This window comes from Bradyrhizobium yuanmingense (assembly GCF_900094575.1).
Classification (GTDB): Bacteria; Pseudomonadota; Alphaproteobacteria; order Rhizobiales; family Xanthobacteraceae; genus Bradyrhizobium; species Bradyrhizobium yuanmingense.
Window position 1 is genome coordinate 1 of record NZ_FMAE01000001.1, and the last position, 17038, is coordinate 17038.

Below are 17038 nucleotides of genomic sequence, written 5' to 3' on the forward strand. Positions count from 1 at the left end.
CTTTGCCGCAGCGGGCGAGCGCTTCAAAGATCGCCCGCCAATGTCCGCGCTTGGCCCAGCGATTGAAACGATTGTAGATCGTCGTGTACGGACCATAGTCGGGCGGGCAATCGCGCCAGCGTGCGCCGCACTGAAGCATGTGAATGATACCGCTGATGACGCGTCGATCGTCATCGCGCACCGGTCCGGTCTGGTTCGTTGGCAGATGCGGCTCTATCAGAGCCCATTGCTTGTCGTTGAGCCAGAACAGTCCTTTGCGCATCGAAGTCCCCCGCGTGGAATCAACCCGCTGCCAGGGAATCAGAGTTCGCTAATTAGGTACAGACCCTAGCTTACCGCTCGCAGCAATGACGGTCTCGTAGGGTGGGCAAAGCGAAAGCGTGCCCACCATTCTCCGTATCTCGAAGAACTGGTGGGCACGGCGCGAAGGGCGCGCCTTTGCCCACCCTACGGCAGCTTCGCATCCATCACTTGAACCAGTGCACCAGCGCGATGCTGATCCCCAGCAGCAGCATCAGCGACAGCGTCACGGCGGCCGTCACCCGGCCGCCGACATTGGCGAGCACGCGCACGTCGACGCCAAGGCCGAGGGCGGCCATCGAGACCACCGTGAGAAAGCTCGTGATCGTCGTCACGGGGCCAACCACCGTCGCCGGCACGATCTCCAGCGAGCGCAGGGTCGCAAGCGCAAGGAAGCCGAGGATGAACCAGGGGACCAGGCGGAAGAAGCCGACGCTGGTTTTCTTGGCATCGCTCTGCCAGCGCGAAGCGACCAGCGACAGGCCGACGACGACCGGGCCGAGCATCAGGACACGCATCAGCTTCACCAGCGTGCCGATCTGGGTTGAGACGAGACCTGCCGGCACCGTCGCGGCGAGCACCTGCGGCACTGCGTAAACGGTGAGCCCGGCGAGAATGCCGTACTGCGTTGCGGACAATTGCAGCAGCGGGATCAGCAGCGGCAGGCCCAGCACCATCATCACGCCAAGGATCGCCGTAAAGGAGATCGAGGATGCAATCTCGTCGTTGCTGGCGCCGATGATGGGCGCCACTGCGGCGATGGCGGAATTGCCGCAGATCGAGTTGCCGCAGGCGATCAGGATCGACAGCCGCGTCGACAGGCCGAGTAGCCGGCTGAGGCCGAAGGAGACGCAGAGCGCGACCACGACGACCGCGGCGATGGAGGCGAGCAGCGCAATGCCGGAAGCCGCGATCGCGGCAAAGCTGATGGAGGCCCCGAGCAGCATCACCGCGACTTCCAGCAGTTGCTTGGCGCTGAAGGCGATGCCGGCCTGCCACCGCGGGGCCGGCTTCCAGAAGCTGCGCACCGCCATGCCGAGCAGGATCGCCATGACCAGCGCCTCGACATAGGGGTGCTCGAACATGCCCAGTTCGGCCCGCTCGAGCAGGGCCGACACACCGGCCACGAGAACGCAGAGGAGGATGCCCGGAATCAGCGCCGCAATACGGCCCGCGGCGGTGACCGGCTTGGAATCGGCCGGGCTGGATGCTTGATTCTGCGACACAAATCTCTCCCGAAGGAGAAAGATTTATACGCACCACGACCCGATTGGGAAATATGTTTTCGACATATCAGGGCCGAGAGAAGTTCTGTCCTCGGACCGGAATAAACGGCCTCAGAAGATCAGGTTCTTGGCCAGCGAGGCGACGCGGCTGAAACCGTCATAGATGCCGGGCTCGAAGAAGGCTGCACGGGCCAGCACGATGCCCGCGACCAGCGACCAGAACAGGGTGGTGCCGGCCCGCAGCAGGAGCTTCGAGGCGCGCGACTTCGGCTGTGTGTCCGTTGCGGACACCAGTTGCTCGCCGAAGGGCTCAAATCCAGTGCGTTCCATGGCTGCCGATCCACCAATTTCTGGCGGAAATGTCGTCGTTTCGGCTGCAAACAGCAATGGAAGCGATTGGCGTTTTTGCGCTCGGAAGGGGAAACTCCTTCCTCCTGACAGGACCGCGGCAATAGTTTTCTTCTTTCCGCCTATTTGGACACCGCCGCTCCGGTCACAACGCCTTCACCGCGTCGGGATTCCCCGAGGGCTCGGGAGCACGGCGGCAGCGCCATCTTCCAGTCGGTTGATGGCGCCGCACCGACGATGGCCCATCTCGCTACGCCGCCAGTCCGCTCTCTACTGGCGCAAACTCCAGCCCCAGACTCTCCGCCACCGCCTTGTTCGTCACCCGGCCGCGATGCACGTTGAGCCCGTTGCGCAGATGCGGATTCTCCAAGATGGCCGCAAATCCCTTGTTGGCGAGCATCAGGCCGAACGGCAGCGTGGCGTTGTTCAGGGCTTGGCTCGAGGTCACCGGCACGGCTCCCGGCATGTTGGCGACGCAATAGTGAACGACGCCGTCGACCTCGTAGGTCGGCTCCGCGTGCGTGGTCGGGTGCGAGGTTTCGAAGCAGCCGCCCTGGTCGATCGCGACGTCGACCAGCACGGCTCCCGGCCGCATCGATTTCAGCATCGCACGGGTGACGAGCTTCGGCGCGCTGGCGCCAGGCACCAGCACTGCACCGATCACGACGTCGGCGGCGAACACCTCGTCCTCGACCGCCTCGATGGTGGAGAAACGGGTGCGTACGCGTCCAACAAACAGATCGTCTAGTTCGCGCAGGCGCGGGATCGAGCGGTCGATCACGGTGACTTCGGCACCTAAGCCGGCGGCCATGCGTGCCGCCTGCGTTCCGACCACGCCGCCGCCGAGCACGACGACGCGTGCCGGCTGCACGCCGGGCACGCCGCCGAGCAGCAGGCCGCGGCCGCCGCTGGAACGCTTGAGCGCGGCGCCGGCGGCCTCGATGGCGAGGCGGCCGGCGACTTCGCTCATCGGGGCGAGCAGCGGGAGGTGACCGCTCGCGTCCGTGACGGTTTCATAGGCGATTGCGGTGCAGCCGGAAGCAAGCAGGCCCTTGGCCTGGTCGGGATCCGGCGCAAGATGAAGGTAAGTAAAAAGGATCTGGCCTTCGCGAAGCTGAGCCCATTCGCTCTTCTGCGGCTCCTTCACCTTCACGATCATGTCGGACTTTGCAAAGATCTCGCGAGCGGTCTCGGCAATGGACGCCCCTGCCCGCCGGTACACCTCGTCGGACGCACCGATGCCGCTGCCGGCGCCGCTCTCGACCGTCACCTGGTGCCCGGCGGCAACGTATTCGCGGACCGCACCTGGGGTGAGCCCGACCCGATATTCCTGCACCTTGATCTCCTTCGGGACTCCGACGCGCATCTTGATCTCCCTCGCCAATGCTTTGATTCCATTGTTGATCGTAGCGAGAGGGTCGGTTTGGTTTCGTGCAAATATCCGCTACCTTGGCAGCGCCCGCGCCGGTTTCCGGCGCGAAATGGTCCTTTGACGCTGGAAACGAAACCTTGGCCCTCGACCGGAAAGACCTCGCCATCCTCGCGGAACTCACGACCAATGCGCGAGCCAGCCACACCGAGCTTGCCAACAAGATCGGCTTGTCGAGCACGGCGCTGGCGCGGCGGCAGAAGGCGCTGGAGGATGACGGCTACATCCAGGCCTACCAGGCCGCGCTCGACCTGGCCCAGTTCGGCCTCACCACCACGGTGCTGGTTCGCATCGCGCTGGAGAGCCAGAGCGACGAGGCACTGAAGGCGTTCGAGGCAGAGGTGACGAAATGCCCCTCTGTCGTGCGCTGCTTCCTGATGTCGGGGACGGACGACTACATCCTGATCGTGCTCGCCCGCGACATCCAGGATTTCGAGCGCATCCATCGCACCGAGCTGTCCCGCCTGCCCCGCGTCGCGCGGGTGCAATCGAGCTTCGCGCTGCGCGAGATCGTCAACCGCGCGGTGCCGACCGTGGTGTTCGGCGAGACGAAGCGCTGATCTCGTAAATCCAATAGGGAGAACCGATTGGGAACCAAGCAACTCGTCATCCGTTGGGCGCTATCGGCCAGCGGCGGCAACGCAGTCTCGCGTCATTTGCACAATTTGCCCGGCTCGGCCTTTCCGCAGGGAAATACACCATGGCCGACCTTACGATCCCCGAACGCATTCCGATCAACCTCGTCGTCAATGGCGAAAGCCGCGCGCTCGAGGTCGTGCCATGGACCACGCTTCTGGATGCGCTGCGTGACCGTCTGCAACTGACCGGCACCAAGAAAGGCTGCGATCACGGCCAATGCGGTGCCTGTACCGTGCTGATCGACGGAAGACGGGTCAATTCCTGCCTGACCCTGGCCGTCATGAAGGATGGCGCCGAGATCACGACTATCGAAGGCTTGGCCAGGGACGGCACGCTGCATCCCCTGCAACAGGCCTTCATCGACCACGATGCCTTTCAATGCGGCTATTGCACGCCGGGACAGATTTGCTCTGCCGCGGGCCTGTTGGCGGAAGGCCGTGCGCGCGATGCGGATGAGATCCGGGAGCTGATGAGCGGAAACCTCTGTCGCTGCGGTGCCTACCTCAACATCGTGGCTGCGATCGAGCAGGCAATGAGCCGGTCATGAACAACTTCCAATATTCCCGCGCAAGCGATGTTGCCGACGCCATCCGCCTGCTCGCCGCCGATCCCGGTGCGAAGTTGATCGCCGGCGGCACCAACCTGATCGATCTGATGAAGGAGAACGTCGAACGGCCCTCCCGGCTGATCGACATCTCCCGCCTGCCGCTCCGCGACGTCGAGGAGACGGCGGACGGCGGTCTGCGCATCGGCGCCTTGGTGCCGAATTCGGACCTCGCCTACCACCCGTTGATCGAGCAGCGCTATCCCCTCCTTGCCAGCGCCATCCTGGCCGGCGCCTCCGCGCAACTGCGCAACATGGCCTCGGTCGGCGGCAATCTGATGCAACGTACGCGCTGCCCCTACTTCTATGACACCACGACACCCTGCAACAAGCGAAGCCCCGGCACGGGCTGCTCGGCCCTCGATGGCCTCAACCGCAACCATGCCATCCTCGGCACCAGCAACTCCTGCATCGCGACCAATCCATCCGACATGAGCGTGGCGCTGGCCGCGCTCGGCGCGCTCGTGCATATCGCACGCCCCTCGGGGCAGCGCACCATCGCGCTGACGGATTTCCATCGGCTTCCCGAGGACAAGCCTCATCTCGATACCAATCTCGGCAGCGGCGAGATCATTATCGCCATCGAGCTGCCGCCGCACGGCTTTGCCCGGAACTACAGCTATCTGAAGATCCGCGACCGGCTGTCCTACGCCTTTGCTCTGGTCTCGGTCGCGGCCGCGGTCGACCTGGAGGGCAACGCGATCAGCGAAGCGCGCCTTGCGCTCGGTGGCGTGGCCCACAAGCCCTGGCGAAGCCTCGAGGCCGAAGCCGCATTGCGCGGTCAGGCGGCAACACCGGATCATTTCGGGCGCGCCGCCGACCTGCTGCTGCAGGGAGCGACGGCACGCTCCCACAACGGGTTCAAGATCGACCTGGCGCGCCGAGCCGTCGTGCGTGCGCTGATGCAGGCCGCAAGCGCCACGCCGCAATCACAGGCTCACAAGAAGATCGCATGAGGACCCGATGAACGCCTATGTCGGAACACCAACGTCGCGCGTCGACGGCCGCGCCAAGGTCACCGGGGCCGCCAAATATGCCGGCGAATTCGCAGCAGACGGTCTCCTTCACGGCTTCGTCGTCGAGGCCAGCATCGCGCGTGGGCGCGTCGCTCGTCTCGATACCAGCGAGGCGCTGAAGGTGAAGGGCGTGGTCGACGTGCTCACGCATGAACATCGGCCGCCCCTCGCCGACAAGGACGAAGCCTGGAAGGATGAGGTGGCGCCGGAGAAGGGCTCGCCGTTCCGGCCGCTCTATGATGAGAGGGTCAAGTTCAACGGCCAGCCGATCGCACTGGTCGTCGCGGAGGACTGGGAGATCGCCAAGTTCGCCGCAACCCGCGTTCGCGTCGAATATGAGCAGGAGGCGTTTTCGACCGATCTTGAATCCGAACGCGGCAAGGCCGAGAAAGTGGATCAACCGCACAAGCCGCGTGGTGATGCCGCAGCAGCCCTGACGCGCGCGGCCGTGCGCCACGAGGCGGATTACGTCATTCCGACCGAGCACCACAACCCCATGGAGCTCTTCGCGACGACAGCCGTCTGGAACGGCAGTGGCGGGCTCACGGTCTACGACAAGACGCAGGGCGTCCAGAACGTCCAGAAGTTTCTCTGCAGTGTTTTCGGCAAGGAACCGGACGACATCCGCGTGATCTCGCCTTATGTCGGCGGCGCCTTCGGCTCGGGCCTGCGGCCGCAGCACCAGGTGGTGCTGGCAACCCTTGCCGCGCTCGCACTGAAGCGGTCCGTCCGCGTCGTGCTGACGAGGCAACAGATGTATGGCCTGGGCTATCGTCCCATGACCATCGAGCGCGTTGCGCTCGGTGCAAAGCCGGACGGCACCCTCGATGCGATCACCCACGAAGCCATCGCCGTGACCTCACGCTATGAGGATTTTTCGCGCAACGATACGGGCTGGGCCGAGCAGCTTTACAAGAGTCCTAACAGCAACTTTTCCCATAAGCTGGTCGACCTCGACGTTTCGACGCCCTCCGACATGCGCGCGCCGGGTGCGGCAACGGGCGTGTGCGCACTCGAATGCGCCATGGACGAATTGGCCGTCGCGCTGAAGCTCGATCCGGTCGAGCTGCGCCTGAGGTGCTACTCGGATCGCGACCAGAGCCAAAGCCTGCCTTACACCAGCAAGCAGCTGCGCGAGTGCTACGCCCGCGGCGCCGAAGCGTTCGGCTGGAGCCGGCGTAATCCGGCGCCGCGTTCCATGCGAGACGGCAAGGAACTGGTCGGCTGGGGCATGGCGACTGGGGTGTGGGAGGCGCTGCAGATGCCGGTCGCCGTCCGCATCGTGCTGACGGCCAACGGCCATGCCGAGGTCTCCTGCGCCGCGTCCGATATCGGCACCGGCACGTACACCATCGTGGCGCAGGTCGCGGCCGATGCCCTCGGGCTGCCGATCGAGAATATCAGCGTCCGGCTCGCCGATTCGACCTTGCCGCAAGCCCCCGTCGAGGGCGGCTCCTGGATGGCGGCATCAAGCGCGCATGCGGTCTTGGGAGCGGCCGAAGAAATTCGCTGGGAACTCGCACGTCTTGCCAAGGCCATGCCGGGCTCACCGCTCGCTGACCTCGACGCCGCCGACGTCACCCTGACTGACGGCATGATCGCCAGCAGCGACGGTCGCGGGGCCGCTGTCTCGATTGCGGATGTCATGCGCCACAGCAAGCTCGAGCGGATCGAAAAGGAGAAGCTCAACCAATTCGCGGAGGATAAATCGCATGCCCGCAACACACATTCGGCGGTCTTCGCGGAGGTGAAGATCGACGAGGAGCTGGGAATTATCCGCGTCACCCGGATCGTGAATGCGGTCGCGGCCGGGCGCATCCTGAACACCAAGACCGGCCGCAGCCAGATCATGGGCGGGGTGGTCTGGGGTATTGGAATGGCGCTGCACGAGGAAACGGTGATGGATCACCGCTTCGGCCGCATCATGAACGCGAACATTGCCGAATACCACATTCCCGTGAACGCCGACGTCCACGACATTGACGTCATTTTCGTCGACGAGCCCGACGAGCGCATCAACCGGTTGGGAATCAAGGGGCTCGGCGAGATCGGCATCGTCGGCGTCCCGGCCGCAATTGCGAACGCCGTCTATCATGCCACCGGCAAGCGCATCCGGCGCTTCCCGATCACACTGGACAAGCTGCTGGAGTGAAGCGTCAGGCTAACCTTGCCGCAGCACTCGGGCATGTCATCCAGATGTCATCGAATGTGCAGAGAGCTGTATCTTCCTGCACATTCGGGACCTGCCATGGACTATTTCAAGCGCTTCAACTTCCTGTTCGCCGCCCCTGTGTTCGATGCCGACGATCTCGAAGGCGTCCGCTTCAACCAGATCATCGAGGAGATCCAGCGCTCCGGCTTCGAGGTGGTCCGGGCCCGCAAGCTGGAGGATGCCGAGATGGCGGTGCAGACCGATGCCGCGATCGGCTGCATGGTGGTGGACTGGGGCAAGAAGGGCCTGGAAGGCAAGACCTCGGCGCTGATCAATCTGATGCGCCGCCGCGGCCTCGACTTCCCGATCATCCTCCTGATCCGCCGCAAGCGGTTCGAGGATTTGCCGGTCGAGGTGCTCGATTTCATCGACGGCTATGTCTTCCTGTCCGAGGAGACGCCAACCTTCATCGCAAAGAACCTGATCAGCCGGCTGAAGCAATATGCCGAGACGCTGAAGACGCCGTTCTTCGGCGCGCTGGTCGACTATGCCGAGGAAGGCAACCAGCTCTGGACCTGCCCGGGCCACAATGGCGGCGTGTTCTACAACCGCAGCCCGATCGGGCGCGTGTTCGTCGAGCATCTCGGCGAGTCCGTGTTCCGCGACGACCTCGACAATTCCGTGCTCGACCTCGGCGACCTCCTCACCCATGAGGGCCCGGCGCTGAGGGCGCAGAAAGAAGCGGCGGCGATCTTTGGGGCGGAAAAGACCTATTTCGTGCTCAACGGCACCTCGACCTCGAACAAGGTCGCGCTGGGCGCCCTCGTCACCGACGGCGATCTCGTGCTGTTCGACCGCAACAACCACAAGGCCGCCCATCACGGCGCGCTGATGATCAATGGCGGCATCCCGGTCTATGTGCCGACCGTTCGCAACGCCTGGGGACTGATCGGCCCGATGCGCTGGGACCGGCTCGAAGAGAAGAGCTTGCGCGAGGCGATCCGCAACCATCCCCTGGTGAACGATCGCGACGCTTGGCGCAAGGAGCGGCCGTTCCGTGTCGCCGTGGTCGAGCAGTGCACATATGACGGCTCGATCCACAGCGCCGAGATGATCATCAAGCGTATCGGCCATCTCTGCGACTACATCCTGTTCGACGAGGCTTGGGCCGGCTTCATGAAATTCCACCCCCTTTATGCCGGCCGCTTCGCCATGGGGCTGGTAAATCTCTCGCCCGACGCCCCCGGCATCATCGCGACGCAGTCGACGCACAAGCAGCTGGCAAGCTTCTCGCAGGCCTCGCAGATCCACATCAAGGACCGCCATATCCGCGGCCAGAAGCGTCGCGTCGAGCACCGCCGCTTCAACGAGAGCTTCATGCAGCACGCCTCGACCTCGCCGTTCTACCCGCTGTTCGCCTCGCTCGACGTCGGCGCACAGATGATGAAGGGCCGCTCCGGCGAAGTGCTGTGGGACGACACGATCCGGCTCGGCATCGAGCTGCGCAAGAAGATCCGCGCGATGCGCCAGGAGTTCGAGGAGAAGGAGCAGAACCCGGATCGCCGCTGGTTCTTCGAGCCCTTCGTTCCCGATCGCGTCGCCATTGCCGATGTCAGCCGTCCCGGCGCGGCGCATAACGTCGCCTGGGAGACCCTCTCGACCGACGAGCTCGCCACCAACCCCGCGCTGTGGCAGCTCTCCCCGGATACCAACTGGCACGGCTTTCCCGATCTCGCGGAAGGCTTTGCCATGACCGATCCGAACAAGCTGACGCTGCTCACGCCCGGGTTCGATCGTGCGACGGGAGCTTATGCCGAGCACGGCATTCCCGCGCCGGTCGTCGCGCAATATCTGCGCGAGAACCGCATCGTCCCCGAGAAGAACGACCTCAACTCCCTGCTCTTCCTGCTCACGCCCGGCGTCGAGGCGAGCAAGGCGGGCACGCTGATCTCCGGCCTCGTCGCGTTCAAGCGACTGCACGACGACAATGCGCTGCTCGCCGACGTCATCCCCGAATTCTATCAGAGGCGGCAGGCGCGCTACGCCGGTGCACGGCTGCGTGACCTCTGCGGCGAGATGCACCGTTTCTTCCGCACCGCCGATGTCAGCGCGCTCCAGGCGCGGCAGTTCATGCCCGAGCATATGCCCGAGATCGCGATGTCGCCCCGCGATGCCGCGCGCTATCTGTTCAAGAACGACGTCGACTACCTCCCGATCGAGGCGATCGCGGGCCGAATCGCGACCACGCCGTTCGTGGTCTACCCGCCCGGCATCGCCACCATCGTGCCCGGCGAGCGGCTGACGGAACGAGCCAAGCCCATGATCGATTATCTCAAGATGTTCGAGACCTGCTTCAACACATTTCCGGGCTTCGACGTCGAGATCCAGGGCGTCTACAAGGAGGTCGATGCGAATGGGCGCATCGGGCTCTACACTTATGTCGTGACCGAGTAGGTGCCGATGAACGAAGCAGCTGCGCGCGCGAGCGATGAACCCGTCCTGGTTCGGCCATCACGCGAAAGCGACATCGAGGCGATGCTGGCGATCTACCGCCATCACGTCCGCAGCGGCGTGCCGCGCGATGTCGAAGGAACCGGTGCGCCGGAGCCGGACGATCTGCGCGACCGGCGCAAGAACCTGAAGCAGACCCGCCTGCCGCATCTGGTTGCGACCTGGCGCGGCGAGGTCGTCGGCTATGCCTATGCCGTGCTGTTCCGCAAAAGGCCGGCCTATCGCTACACCGCCAAGCACTCGATCTACGTCCACCACGCCCATCTCGGCCGCGGGGTCGGACGGCTGTTGCTGCAGGAATTGATCGACGCCTGCGCGGCGGCCGGCTTCCGCCAGATGATCGGCTATATCGATGCAGATAACGCGCCCTCGCTGGCGCTGCACGAGCGGTTCGGTTTCGCACGCGCCGGCCTGCTCAGCGGCGTTGCCTACCGCCACGGCCGCTGGTCCGACACCGTCATGGTGCAACGCTCGCTCGGCGCGGGGACGACGACGCCCCCGCCCGTCACGGCACCCGGGCGCTAGTCGCTACGACGGGAAGTCGGCGGGTCTGACATGGATGCGGTCGGCATGCAGTGACCAGTGATGCAACGCCTGGTCCTTGCAGAACCTCGCTTTCGCCCGTTCCCTGGCCTCGTCCTCGTCGGCGGCGTCGATCTCGAGCGTGCCCTGGCAGACCTCGCATTGCCGGCCGTATTCGCCGAGCACGTCCTTCATGAACCTGACGACATAAGTTGACATGGGACCTCCCTGCCTGCCCGCCGGCACTCTAGTCCCATTTAGGCCGGACGGGGAAAGGAGATTTTGACGCGGATCAAGGCTTGTCCAGTCCCGGCGGAAGATTCGTTGCGGAACCTGCCGCGCGGGTTTATGGGCAAATGCCGGTCGCCAATGAGGAACTTGCCTTGCACTTTGTCTCCGATACCGAAGTCACGAAGGCTCTGACCTTTCCGATCCTGATTGAGGCCCTCGAAGAAGCGCATCGCCGGCCGAAGATGGAGGTGCTGGACGCCTTCCTTGGAGACGAGAGGGGGCAATACGTCATCCGCAGCGCCGTCGATTCCGGCCGATACATGGCCAGCAAGATGTTCACCAGCTTTCCGGCCAATCTGGCCGAAGGCAGGATGCCGGCGGTGCAGGCCGTGTGCGTGCTGTTCGACGGCACCAATGGGCGGCCGCTGGCGGCGATGGACGGGACCGAGATCACGCATTGGCGCACTGCAGCCGACTCCGCGCTGGCCACGAAACTGCTCGCCCCGCCCAATCCCGAGACGCTGCTCTGCGTCGGGGCCGGTGAGATGTCCGAATGGCTGATCCGGGGTCATCGCACCGTGCGGCCGTCACTGGAGCGCGTGCTGATCTGGAATCGCAGCCCGGACCGGAGCGTGGATGTCGCTCAGCGCTTGGCGAAGGCCGGCATCAAGGCGGAAGCAATCACGGATCTCGACGCCGCGACGCGCGAGGCCGATGTCATTACCACCTGCACCCGCGCGCATCAGCCGCTGATCAAGGGCCGCAATCTGCGGCCGGGCACGCATCTGGACCTCGTCGGCGGCTACACACCGCAAACCCGGGAGGCTGATGACGAGGCGGCCAAGCGCTCCCGCGTCTTCGTGGACCGGCGGGAATCCGCCTTCCACGGCGTCGGCGACATCCTGCAGCCGATCGCGAGCGGCGCGATCAGCGAGACGGACGTCCTCGGCGACCTCTACGACCTCGTCGGCGGCCTTGTGCAGGGGCGAACGTCACCGTCCGACATCACGTTCTTCAAGAACGCGGGCGGCGGCCATCTCGACCTCATGACCTGCGAGGCCGTGTTCCAGCAGCTCGGCGCAAAGCTGGGGTAGTGGCCCAGGCTGGCGAGACACGGCCGACGTCAGCCCTCACGCCTTGATGTCGAGGAGCGTGTCTTGCGTCTCGGCGTAGGCCTGAATGACCTTCGCATTGGCAACGAAGCTGTATTTTGCGGTCACCAGCTGAGCGAATTCGCTAGCAAGATCGACATTCGGCGCTGCGATCAGGCCGTCCTGGTTTGCGAAGGGAGCGCTCGGGTCGGATTGCGCGGTATAGCTCGGCGATACCGTCGATACGGTCGCAACCGTACCGCCCGGCGCCGAACCGCTCGACTGGGAGACCTGATCGACCCGCAAGGGCACGTAGGCTGCAGGAAACGTTGGAGCAATGCCCGCACCGGCCGATGCGCTCGACCCGCCTGACGCGGGTAGTGGGCCGGTCGTGCTGATGTTGGCGATATTGCTCGCCGCCACGTTCACGCGCAAACTCGCCGCAGAAAGTCCGGATGTCGCAATCGAAAGTATGCTCATGCTCCCTGATCTACAGGAGAGGTCATACGCGTTCATTCACGCCATCAGTAAAATCCACCGCGCTCCGTTTTCATCCTGATAACCAAGGATCGGCGCGCGACTGGGCTTCGCGCGCCCTACCCCGGCGTCACGCCAAAAGCCTGCTTGAAGCGCTCGGCATAGCGCGGCCAGGCTTCGGGATTGATGATGCGCGGCGGGCGCTTCCCGTCGAGCACATCCAGCACCTGCTCGGCGGCGATCCGGCCCATGTTCTGGCGCGCCTCGATGGTGACGCCTGCCGTGTGCGGGCTCGCCAGCACGTTGTCGAACTGGAGCAGCGGATGCTCCGGCGGCGGCGGCTCCTTGGACCAGACGTCGAGGCCGGCACCGGCGATGCGCTTGTCGCGCAGCGCCTGCAGCAGCGCGTCCTCGTCGTGAATGAAGCCGCGTGCGGTGGTGATGAAATAGGCATGCGGCTGCATCAGCGCGAATTCGCGTGTGCTGATCAAGTTGCGGCTGCCCTTGTTGAGCGGGCATGAGATCGAGACGAAATCGGCGCGGCGCAACAGCTCGTCGAGCTCGACCTTCTCCCCGCCCCGCTCGGCCATCACCTCAGCCGACAAATACGGATCGTAGGCAAGCACTGTCATGCCGAGCAGGCCCTTGCACAAGGCGGCGATGCGCCGGCCGACATTGCCGAGGCCGATGACGCCGACGGTCTTGCCCTCGACCTCGTTGCCGACGAGATCGTTGCGGTTGACGTCGCGCTCGCGGCGCAGCCGGCGATCCGACTGGATGATGCGCTTGGACAGCGTCAGCATCATCGCCAGCGCGTGCTCGGCGACCGAATGGGCGTTGCCGCCGGACTGGTTGACGACTACGACGCCTGCCTCCGTGCAGGCCTCGACGTCGACGGGATCGAAGCCGGCACCGTTGCTGGAGACCAGCAGCAAATTCGGCGTCCGCTTCAGGAACGCGGCATCGACATGGAAATGCGGGGCGAGCTCATCGCGGGCGGCGCCGACCTGGTAGACGTGGGCAGCGCCGAGGAGCGGGCCATAAACATCCTCAGGGCTTCCATTTTCGATGCGATCGACCCGCACGTCGGACCGCGCCTTCAGGATGTCGATATAGATCGGATTGGCCAAATAATTGGAGTAGACGACGCGCTTGTTGTTGACGGACATCAGGACCCTTCCGGCTCGTTCGCGGGAGATCCGCACGGTCAGCGCGATGCGCGCCATCCTATGCCCCCTCCCGTGTTCTGGTTGTCGCCGCTTATGCCATGGCGGTGCCGGCCACGGCAGGCCTGCTGGCGCAGATCACGGTGACGGCGCGGACATGTTGACAATCCCGCTGCCCGCGTCAAGTTCGGCAGGCCGCCGCGACGGCAAGAACCAAGAAGCATGCGCGGCCCAGGGAGAGCGCGATGGCGATTGCGGAACAGCAGCCGCAGGGGAGCAGCGACGGAAGCTGGCACGGCATCGTCCTGCAAACCTTGAAGCGGAACGAGATCAACCTGATCCCTTACGTGCCGGACCGCGTGCTGACGCCGCTGATCAAGAACCTGCACGCCGATCCCTTCTTCACCACTTTCGCGACCGCCCGTGAGGAAGAGGCCGTCGGCATCGTCGCCGGCGCCTGGATGGGCGGTCGGCGCGGCGCGGTGCTGATGCAGACCTCCGGCTTTGCGACGCTCGCAAACGTGCTGGCCTCGCTCGCAGTGCCCTACCAGATTCCGCTGATCATGCTCGTCTCTGAGCGCGGCACGCTCGGCGAATTCAACTACGGCCAGTCCCTGGTCTGCCGCACCATGCGACCGGTGCTGGATTCGCTGGCGCTGGAGCATCACACCATCACCCGGCTCGACGAGCTCGAATTCATCGCCGACCGCTCGATCAAGCAGGCCGTCACCACGCAGGCGCCGGTGGCGTTGATCCTCAGCCCGCTGCTGACGGGCGGCAAGGTCTTCGACAAGTGAGGCCGACGATGAACACTGGCAACACCAAGGTGATGAACCGCTTCGACGTCACCTCGCGGCTGATCGCGAAGCTGAAGCACGAGGAAGCCGTGATCGGCGGCATCGGCAACACCAATTTCGATCTGTGGGCCGCCGGCCACCGCCCGCAGAACTTCTACATGCTGGGCAGCATGGGACTCGCCTTTCCGATCGCGCTCGGCGTGGCGCTGGCGCAGCCCGACCGCCGCGTCTTCGCGCTCGAAGGCGACGGCTCGCTCCTGATGCAGCTCGGTGCGCTCTCGACGATTGCAGCCTTGAAGCCGAAGAACCTCACGATGATCGTGATGGACAACGGCATCTACCAAATCACCGGGGCGCAGCCGACGCCGGCAGCGAACGTTGCCGACATCGTCGCCATTGCCATTGGCTCTGGTCTTGCGAGCAGCGCCTGGGCCGCGGACGAGAAAGATTTCGAGCGGTTGGTCGACGGCGCCATGGCCGCTTCCGAGCCGAGCCTGATCGCGGTCAGGATCGACGACAAGCCCGGCGTGGGCACCACCCGGCGCGACCCCGTGCAGATCCGGGAACGCTTCATGCATGGCCTCGGCGTGCGCGATCCGCTTTAACATTTTTGTCATTAACTACACGGCGATCTGATACGAGCCTCGCGACAACCCGACCAAATTCGTGCTAAGCGACCCGGATGTTCATTCGTACCTTTGCCTGGCTGCTCGCCGCTGCCGTTACGTTCGCCACCCTCGGTCCTCCCGGCCTTCGCCCCCATTCCGACCTCGGTCAGGACGGCGAACATGCGCTTGCCTTCGTCATGGTGGGATTGGCCTTCGGCCTCGCCTATCCACGCCGGCGCCTACTGAGCGCAGCGGCCGCGGTCGTCCTGATCGGCGTTCTCGAGCTGATGCAATTTTGGGCACCCGGCCGTCACGCGCGGCTGGTGGATTTTGTGGTCGATGCTGCCACCGCGTGCCTCGGCTTTGCACTCGCCGCCGCCGCAGACCGGCTACTCTCGCGCTTTCGCACCAGCTCCGCCATGACAAGCGAAGGCCCCGCGGAGTGATGCTCCGCAGGGCCCTGCTCAGCACAAAGAATTGCGTCGATCAGTCGATGATCTTGACCACGCGGCGTGTGCGCGGCTCGACGATCACCCGGCGATCGTTCACGACCGCATAGCGATATTCGGTGTAGTTCGGCACGGGCCGCAGCACCACGGTTGGAGGCAGCGGCTCGCCGACCACGACGCGCTCCTGGACCACGACGGAGTCGCTGCGAGGAATTCCGCCGAGGACCGCATTCGGAATTTCGAGACCGGCGCCGACGGCTGCACCCACGGTGCCGCCAACCATTGCACCGATCGGGCCGCCGATGTCGCCACCTGCACGCGCGCCGTCCCTGGCGCCCTGTTCGGTCGTCGACTGAGCAAAGGCTGCGCTCGACGCCAGCAGCGACGCTGCAGCCAACGTAATCGCAAGACGGGTTTTCATGGTGTTTTGTCTCCAGTGATTGTCCTGCGCCTTCAACCCGCGGGGCCGGAGCATTGTTCCGGTTCCCCTGCGACGAAAGATGCATCACTGGACAGTGTTACCGCGTAACAGTTCAGGCCCTGGCGATCTCATGCCCCGCCATCAGTTCCAGCGCCCGCACCATGGCGGAGTGATCCCAGGCCTTGCCGCCATGTGCAGTGCAGGACGAGAACAATTGCTGCGCCACCGCCGTGCTCGGCAGCGACAGGCCGAGTGCACGCGCACCTTCGAGCGCGAGATTGAGATCCTTCTGGTGCAGCTCGATGCGGAAGCCAGGATCGAAATTGCGCTTCACCATGCGCTCGCCATGCACCTCCAGAATTCGCGAGGACGCGAAGCCGCCCATCAGCGCCTTGCGCACCAGCGCGGGATTCGCACCGGCCTTGGATGCGAACAACAGGGCCTCGCTCACGGCTTCGATGGTGAGCGCGACGATGATCTGGTTGGCAACCTTTGTCGTCTGCCCGTCGCCGTTGGCGCCGACATGCGTGACGTTCTTGCCCATCTTGTCGAAGATTGGCTTCATGGTGCCAAAAGCCCGCTCGGGCCCGCCGACCATGATGGTGAGGCTCGCCGCCTTGGCGCCGACCTCCCCACCCGACACCGGCGCATCGAGATAATCGGCGCCGAGCGCCTCGATCTTTTTTGCAAACTCCTTCGTCGCCAGCGGCGAGATCGAGCTCATGTCGACGACGATCTTGCCCTTGGAGATGCCGCTAGCGACACCCTCCTTGCCGAACAGCACGGCCTCCACATGCGGCGTATCCGGCACCATGATGATGACCGCGTCCGCCTGCTCCGCGACCTCCCTGGCCGATGTACAGGCGATGCCGCCCGCGGACATCAGCTCCGGCGCGATCGGAGCAACGTCACGCAGAAGCACCCGATGGCCCGCAGCCAGCAGATGGCCGGCCATCGGCCGTCCCATGGTGCCAAGTCCGATGAAGCCGATGTTGGTCATGTTTGATTTCTCACAGTTGAAGTAGCAAAATTCATCCGCGCACTCGGTGCA

The 17038-nt window shown here is 64.6% G+C and carries 19 protein-coding genes; 10 read left to right on the forward strand and 9 right to left on the reverse strand.

All coding sequences use genetic code 11. The features are described 5' to 3' along the window. From GA0061099_RS00005 to ald, 4 genes are all read right to left on the reverse strand, one after another. The coding region (locus GA0061099_RS00005) for an IS5/IS1182 family transposase (RefSeq protein ID WP_074447480.1) at positions 1–262 on the reverse strand (262 nt) is incomplete at its 3' end. Between the two features lie 205 nt (positions 263–467). Next, the gene (locus GA0061099_RS00010) at positions 468–1526 is read right to left on the reverse strand and encodes a YeiH family protein (protein WP_036023353.1); all 1059 of its coding nucleotides are present in this window, start codon (positions 1524–1526) and stop codon (positions 468–470) included. Between the two features lie 111 nt (positions 1527–1637). Further along, a complete protein-coding gene (locus GA0061099_RS00015) occupies positions 1638–1856 on the reverse strand; it encodes a hypothetical protein (protein ID WP_027546306.1) in 219 nt (72 codons plus the stop codon). Between the two features lie 268 nt (positions 1857–2124). Next, complete coding sequence (gene ald / locus GA0061099_RS00020) at positions 2125–3240, reverse strand: alanine dehydrogenase (protein ID WP_036005590.1); 1116 nt, start codon at positions 3238–3240, stop codon at positions 2125–2127. 143 nt (positions 3241–3383) lie between these two features. Between ald and GA0061099_RS00025 the strand changes: the two genes are divergently transcribed. The 6 genes from GA0061099_RS00025 to GA0061099_RS00050 all read left to right on the forward strand — a co-directional run bounded on the left by GA0061099_RS00025 (position 3384) and on the right by GA0061099_RS00050 (position 10750). Then, the gene (locus GA0061099_RS00025; RefSeq protein ID WP_025035213.1) at positions 3384–3863 is read left to right on the forward strand and encodes an Lrp/AsnC family transcriptional regulator; all 480 of its coding nucleotides are present in this window, start codon (positions 3384–3386) and stop codon (positions 3861–3863) included. 140 nt (positions 3864–4003) lie between these two features. After that, the gene (locus GA0061099_RS00030; RefSeq protein ID WP_036023352.1) at positions 4004–4489 is read left to right on the forward strand and encodes a (2Fe-2S)-binding protein; all 486 of its coding nucleotides are present in this window, start codon (positions 4004–4006) and stop codon (positions 4487–4489) included. Then, entirely contained in the window at positions 4486–5502 is a 1017-nt protein-coding gene (locus GA0061099_RS00035) for an FAD binding domain-containing protein (protein WP_036005597.1), read from the forward strand. Before GA0061099_RS00030 ends, GA0061099_RS00035 begins: the two co-directional genes overlap by 4 nt. A gap of 7 nt (positions 5503–5509) precedes the next feature. Beyond that, the gene (locus GA0061099_RS00040) at positions 5510–7714 is read left to right on the forward strand and encodes a xanthine dehydrogenase family protein molybdopterin-binding subunit (protein WP_036023351.1); all 2205 of its coding nucleotides are present in this window, start codon (positions 5510–5512) and stop codon (positions 7712–7714) included. Positions 7715–7810: 96 nt separating this feature from the next. Then, the gene (locus GA0061099_RS00045) at positions 7811–10168 is read left to right on the forward strand and encodes an Orn/Lys/Arg family decarboxylase (RefSeq protein ID WP_036023350.1); all 2358 of its coding nucleotides are present in this window, start codon (positions 7811–7813) and stop codon (positions 10166–10168) included. A gap of 6 nt (positions 10169–10174) precedes the next feature. Then, entirely contained in the window at positions 10175–10750 is a 576-nt protein-coding gene (locus tag GA0061099_RS00050) for a GNAT family N-acetyltransferase (protein WP_036023349.1), read from the forward strand. A gap of 3 nt (positions 10751–10753) precedes the next feature. Here GA0061099_RS00050 and GA0061099_RS40985 read toward each other — a convergent pair whose 3' ends face one another. Next, on the reverse strand, positions 10754–10966 hold the full coding sequence (locus tag GA0061099_RS40985) for a hypothetical protein (protein ID WP_036005605.1): 213 nt from the start codon (positions 10964–10966) through the stop codon (positions 10754–10756). A gap of 164 nt (positions 10967–11130) precedes the next feature. On the opposite strand from GA0061099_RS40985, the gene GA0061099_RS00060 reads away from it, so the two are divergent. Beyond that, a complete protein-coding gene (locus tag GA0061099_RS00060) occupies positions 11131–12072 on the forward strand; it encodes an ornithine cyclodeaminase family protein (RefSeq protein ID WP_036023383.1) in 942 nt (313 codons plus the stop codon). A 36-nt stretch (positions 12073–12108) separates the two neighbouring features. On the opposite strand, the gene GA0061099_RS00065 is transcribed toward GA0061099_RS00060, so the two are convergent. Both GA0061099_RS00065 and GA0061099_RS00070 read right to left on the reverse strand, forming a co-directional pair. After that, entirely contained in the window at positions 12109–12549 is a 441-nt protein-coding gene (locus GA0061099_RS00065) for a flagellar basal body rod protein FlgC (RefSeq protein ID WP_036023347.1), read from the reverse strand. Positions 12550–12665: 116 nt separating this feature from the next. Further along, the gene (locus GA0061099_RS00070) at positions 12666–13715 is read right to left on the reverse strand and encodes a hydroxyacid dehydrogenase (RefSeq protein WP_036023381.1); all 1050 of its coding nucleotides are present in this window, start codon (positions 13713–13715) and stop codon (positions 12666–12668) included. Positions 13716–13957: 242 nt separating this feature from the next. Between GA0061099_RS00070 and GA0061099_RS00075 the strand changes: the two genes are divergently transcribed. The 3 genes from GA0061099_RS00075 to GA0061099_RS00085 all read left to right on the forward strand — a co-directional run bounded on the left by GA0061099_RS00075 (position 13958) and on the right by GA0061099_RS00085 (position 15563). After that, complete coding sequence (locus tag GA0061099_RS00075; RefSeq protein ID WP_036023346.1) at positions 13958–14509, forward strand: thiamine pyrophosphate-binding protein; 552 nt, start codon at positions 13958–13960, stop codon at positions 14507–14509. Between the two features lie 8 nt (positions 14510–14517). Beyond that, a complete protein-coding gene (locus tag GA0061099_RS00080; protein ID WP_036023345.1) occupies positions 14518–15114 on the forward strand; it encodes a thiamine pyrophosphate-dependent enzyme in 597 nt (198 codons plus the stop codon). Between the two features lie 77 nt (positions 15115–15191). Beyond that, positions 15192–15563, forward strand: coding sequence for an antibiotic resistance protein VanZ (locus GA0061099_RS00085; protein ID WP_036023344.1), 372 nt, complete (start codon positions 15192–15194; stop codon positions 15561–15563). A gap of 40 nt (positions 15564–15603) precedes the next feature. On the opposite strand, the gene GA0061099_RS00090 is transcribed toward GA0061099_RS00085, so the two are convergent. Together GA0061099_RS00090 and GA0061099_RS00095 are read right to left on the reverse strand one after the other, a co-directional pair. Then, the gene (locus GA0061099_RS00090; protein WP_036005622.1) at positions 15604–15987 is read right to left on the reverse strand and encodes a DUF1236 domain-containing protein; all 384 of its coding nucleotides are present in this window, start codon (positions 15985–15987) and stop codon (positions 15604–15606) included. 112 nt (positions 15988–16099) lie between these two features. Further along, a complete protein-coding gene (locus GA0061099_RS00095; RefSeq protein ID WP_036005625.1) occupies positions 16100–16987 on the reverse strand; it encodes a 2-hydroxy-3-oxopropionate reductase in 888 nt (295 codons plus the stop codon). Positions 16988–17038: the final 51 nt, after the last annotated feature.

Bases quoted from the DNA above. Each gene is read 5' to 3' on its own strand.
- GA0061099_RS00070 (WP_036023381.1), bottom strand. From the start codon at position 13,715: ATGTCCGTCAACAACAAGCGCGTCGTCTACTCCAATTATTTGGCCAAT.
- GA0061099_RS00035 (WP_036005597.1), top strand. From the start codon at position 4,486: ATGAACAACTTCCAATATTCCCGCGCAAGCGATGTTGCCGACGCCATC.
- GA0061099_RS00095 (WP_036005625.1), bottom strand. From the start codon at position 16,987: ATGACCAACATCGGCTTCATCGGACTTGGCACCATGGGACGGCCGATG.
- GA0061099_RS00075 (WP_036023346.1), top strand. From the start codon at position 13,958: ATGGCGATTGCGGAACAGCAGCCGCAGGGGAGCAGCGACGGAAGCTGG.
- GA0061099_RS00065 (WP_036023347.1), bottom strand. From the start codon at position 12,549: ATGAGCATACTTTCGATTGCGACATCCGGACTTTCTGCGGCGAGTTTG.
- GA0061099_RS00045 (WP_036023350.1), top strand. From the start codon at position 7,811: ATGGACTATTTCAAGCGCTTCAACTTCCTGTTCGCCGCCCCTGTGTTC.
- GA0061099_RS40985 (WP_036005605.1), bottom strand. From the start codon at position 10,966: ATGTCAACTTATGTCGTCAGGTTCATGAAGGACGTGCTCGGCGAATAC.
- GA0061099_RS00040 (WP_036023351.1), top strand. From the start codon at position 5,510: ATGAACGCCTATGTCGGAACACCAACGTCGCGCGTCGACGGCCGCGCC.
- GA0061099_RS00015 (WP_027546306.1), bottom strand. From the start codon at position 1,856: ATGGAACGCACTGGATTTGAGCCCTTCGGCGAGCAACTGGTGTCCGCA.
- ald (WP_036005590.1), bottom strand. From the start codon at position 3,240: ATGCGCGTCGGAGTCCCGAAGGAGATCAAGGTGCAGGAATATCGGGTC.
- GA0061099_RS00030 (WP_036023352.1), top strand. From the start codon at position 4,004: ATGGCCGACCTTACGATCCCCGAACGCATTCCGATCAACCTCGTCGTC.
- GA0061099_RS00085 (WP_036023344.1), top strand. From the start codon at position 15,192: ATGTTCATTCGTACCTTTGCCTGGCTGCTCGCCGCTGCCGTTACGTTC.
- GA0061099_RS00090 (WP_036005622.1), bottom strand. From the start codon at position 15,987: ATGAAAACCCGTCTTGCGATTACGTTGGCTGCAGCGTCGCTGCTGGCG.
- GA0061099_RS00050 (WP_036023349.1), top strand. From the start codon at position 10,175: ATGAACGAAGCAGCTGCGCGCGCGAGCGATGAACCCGTCCTGGTTCGG.
- GA0061099_RS00080 (WP_036023345.1), top strand. From the start codon at position 14,518: ATGAACACTGGCAACACCAAGGTGATGAACCGCTTCGACGTCACCTCG.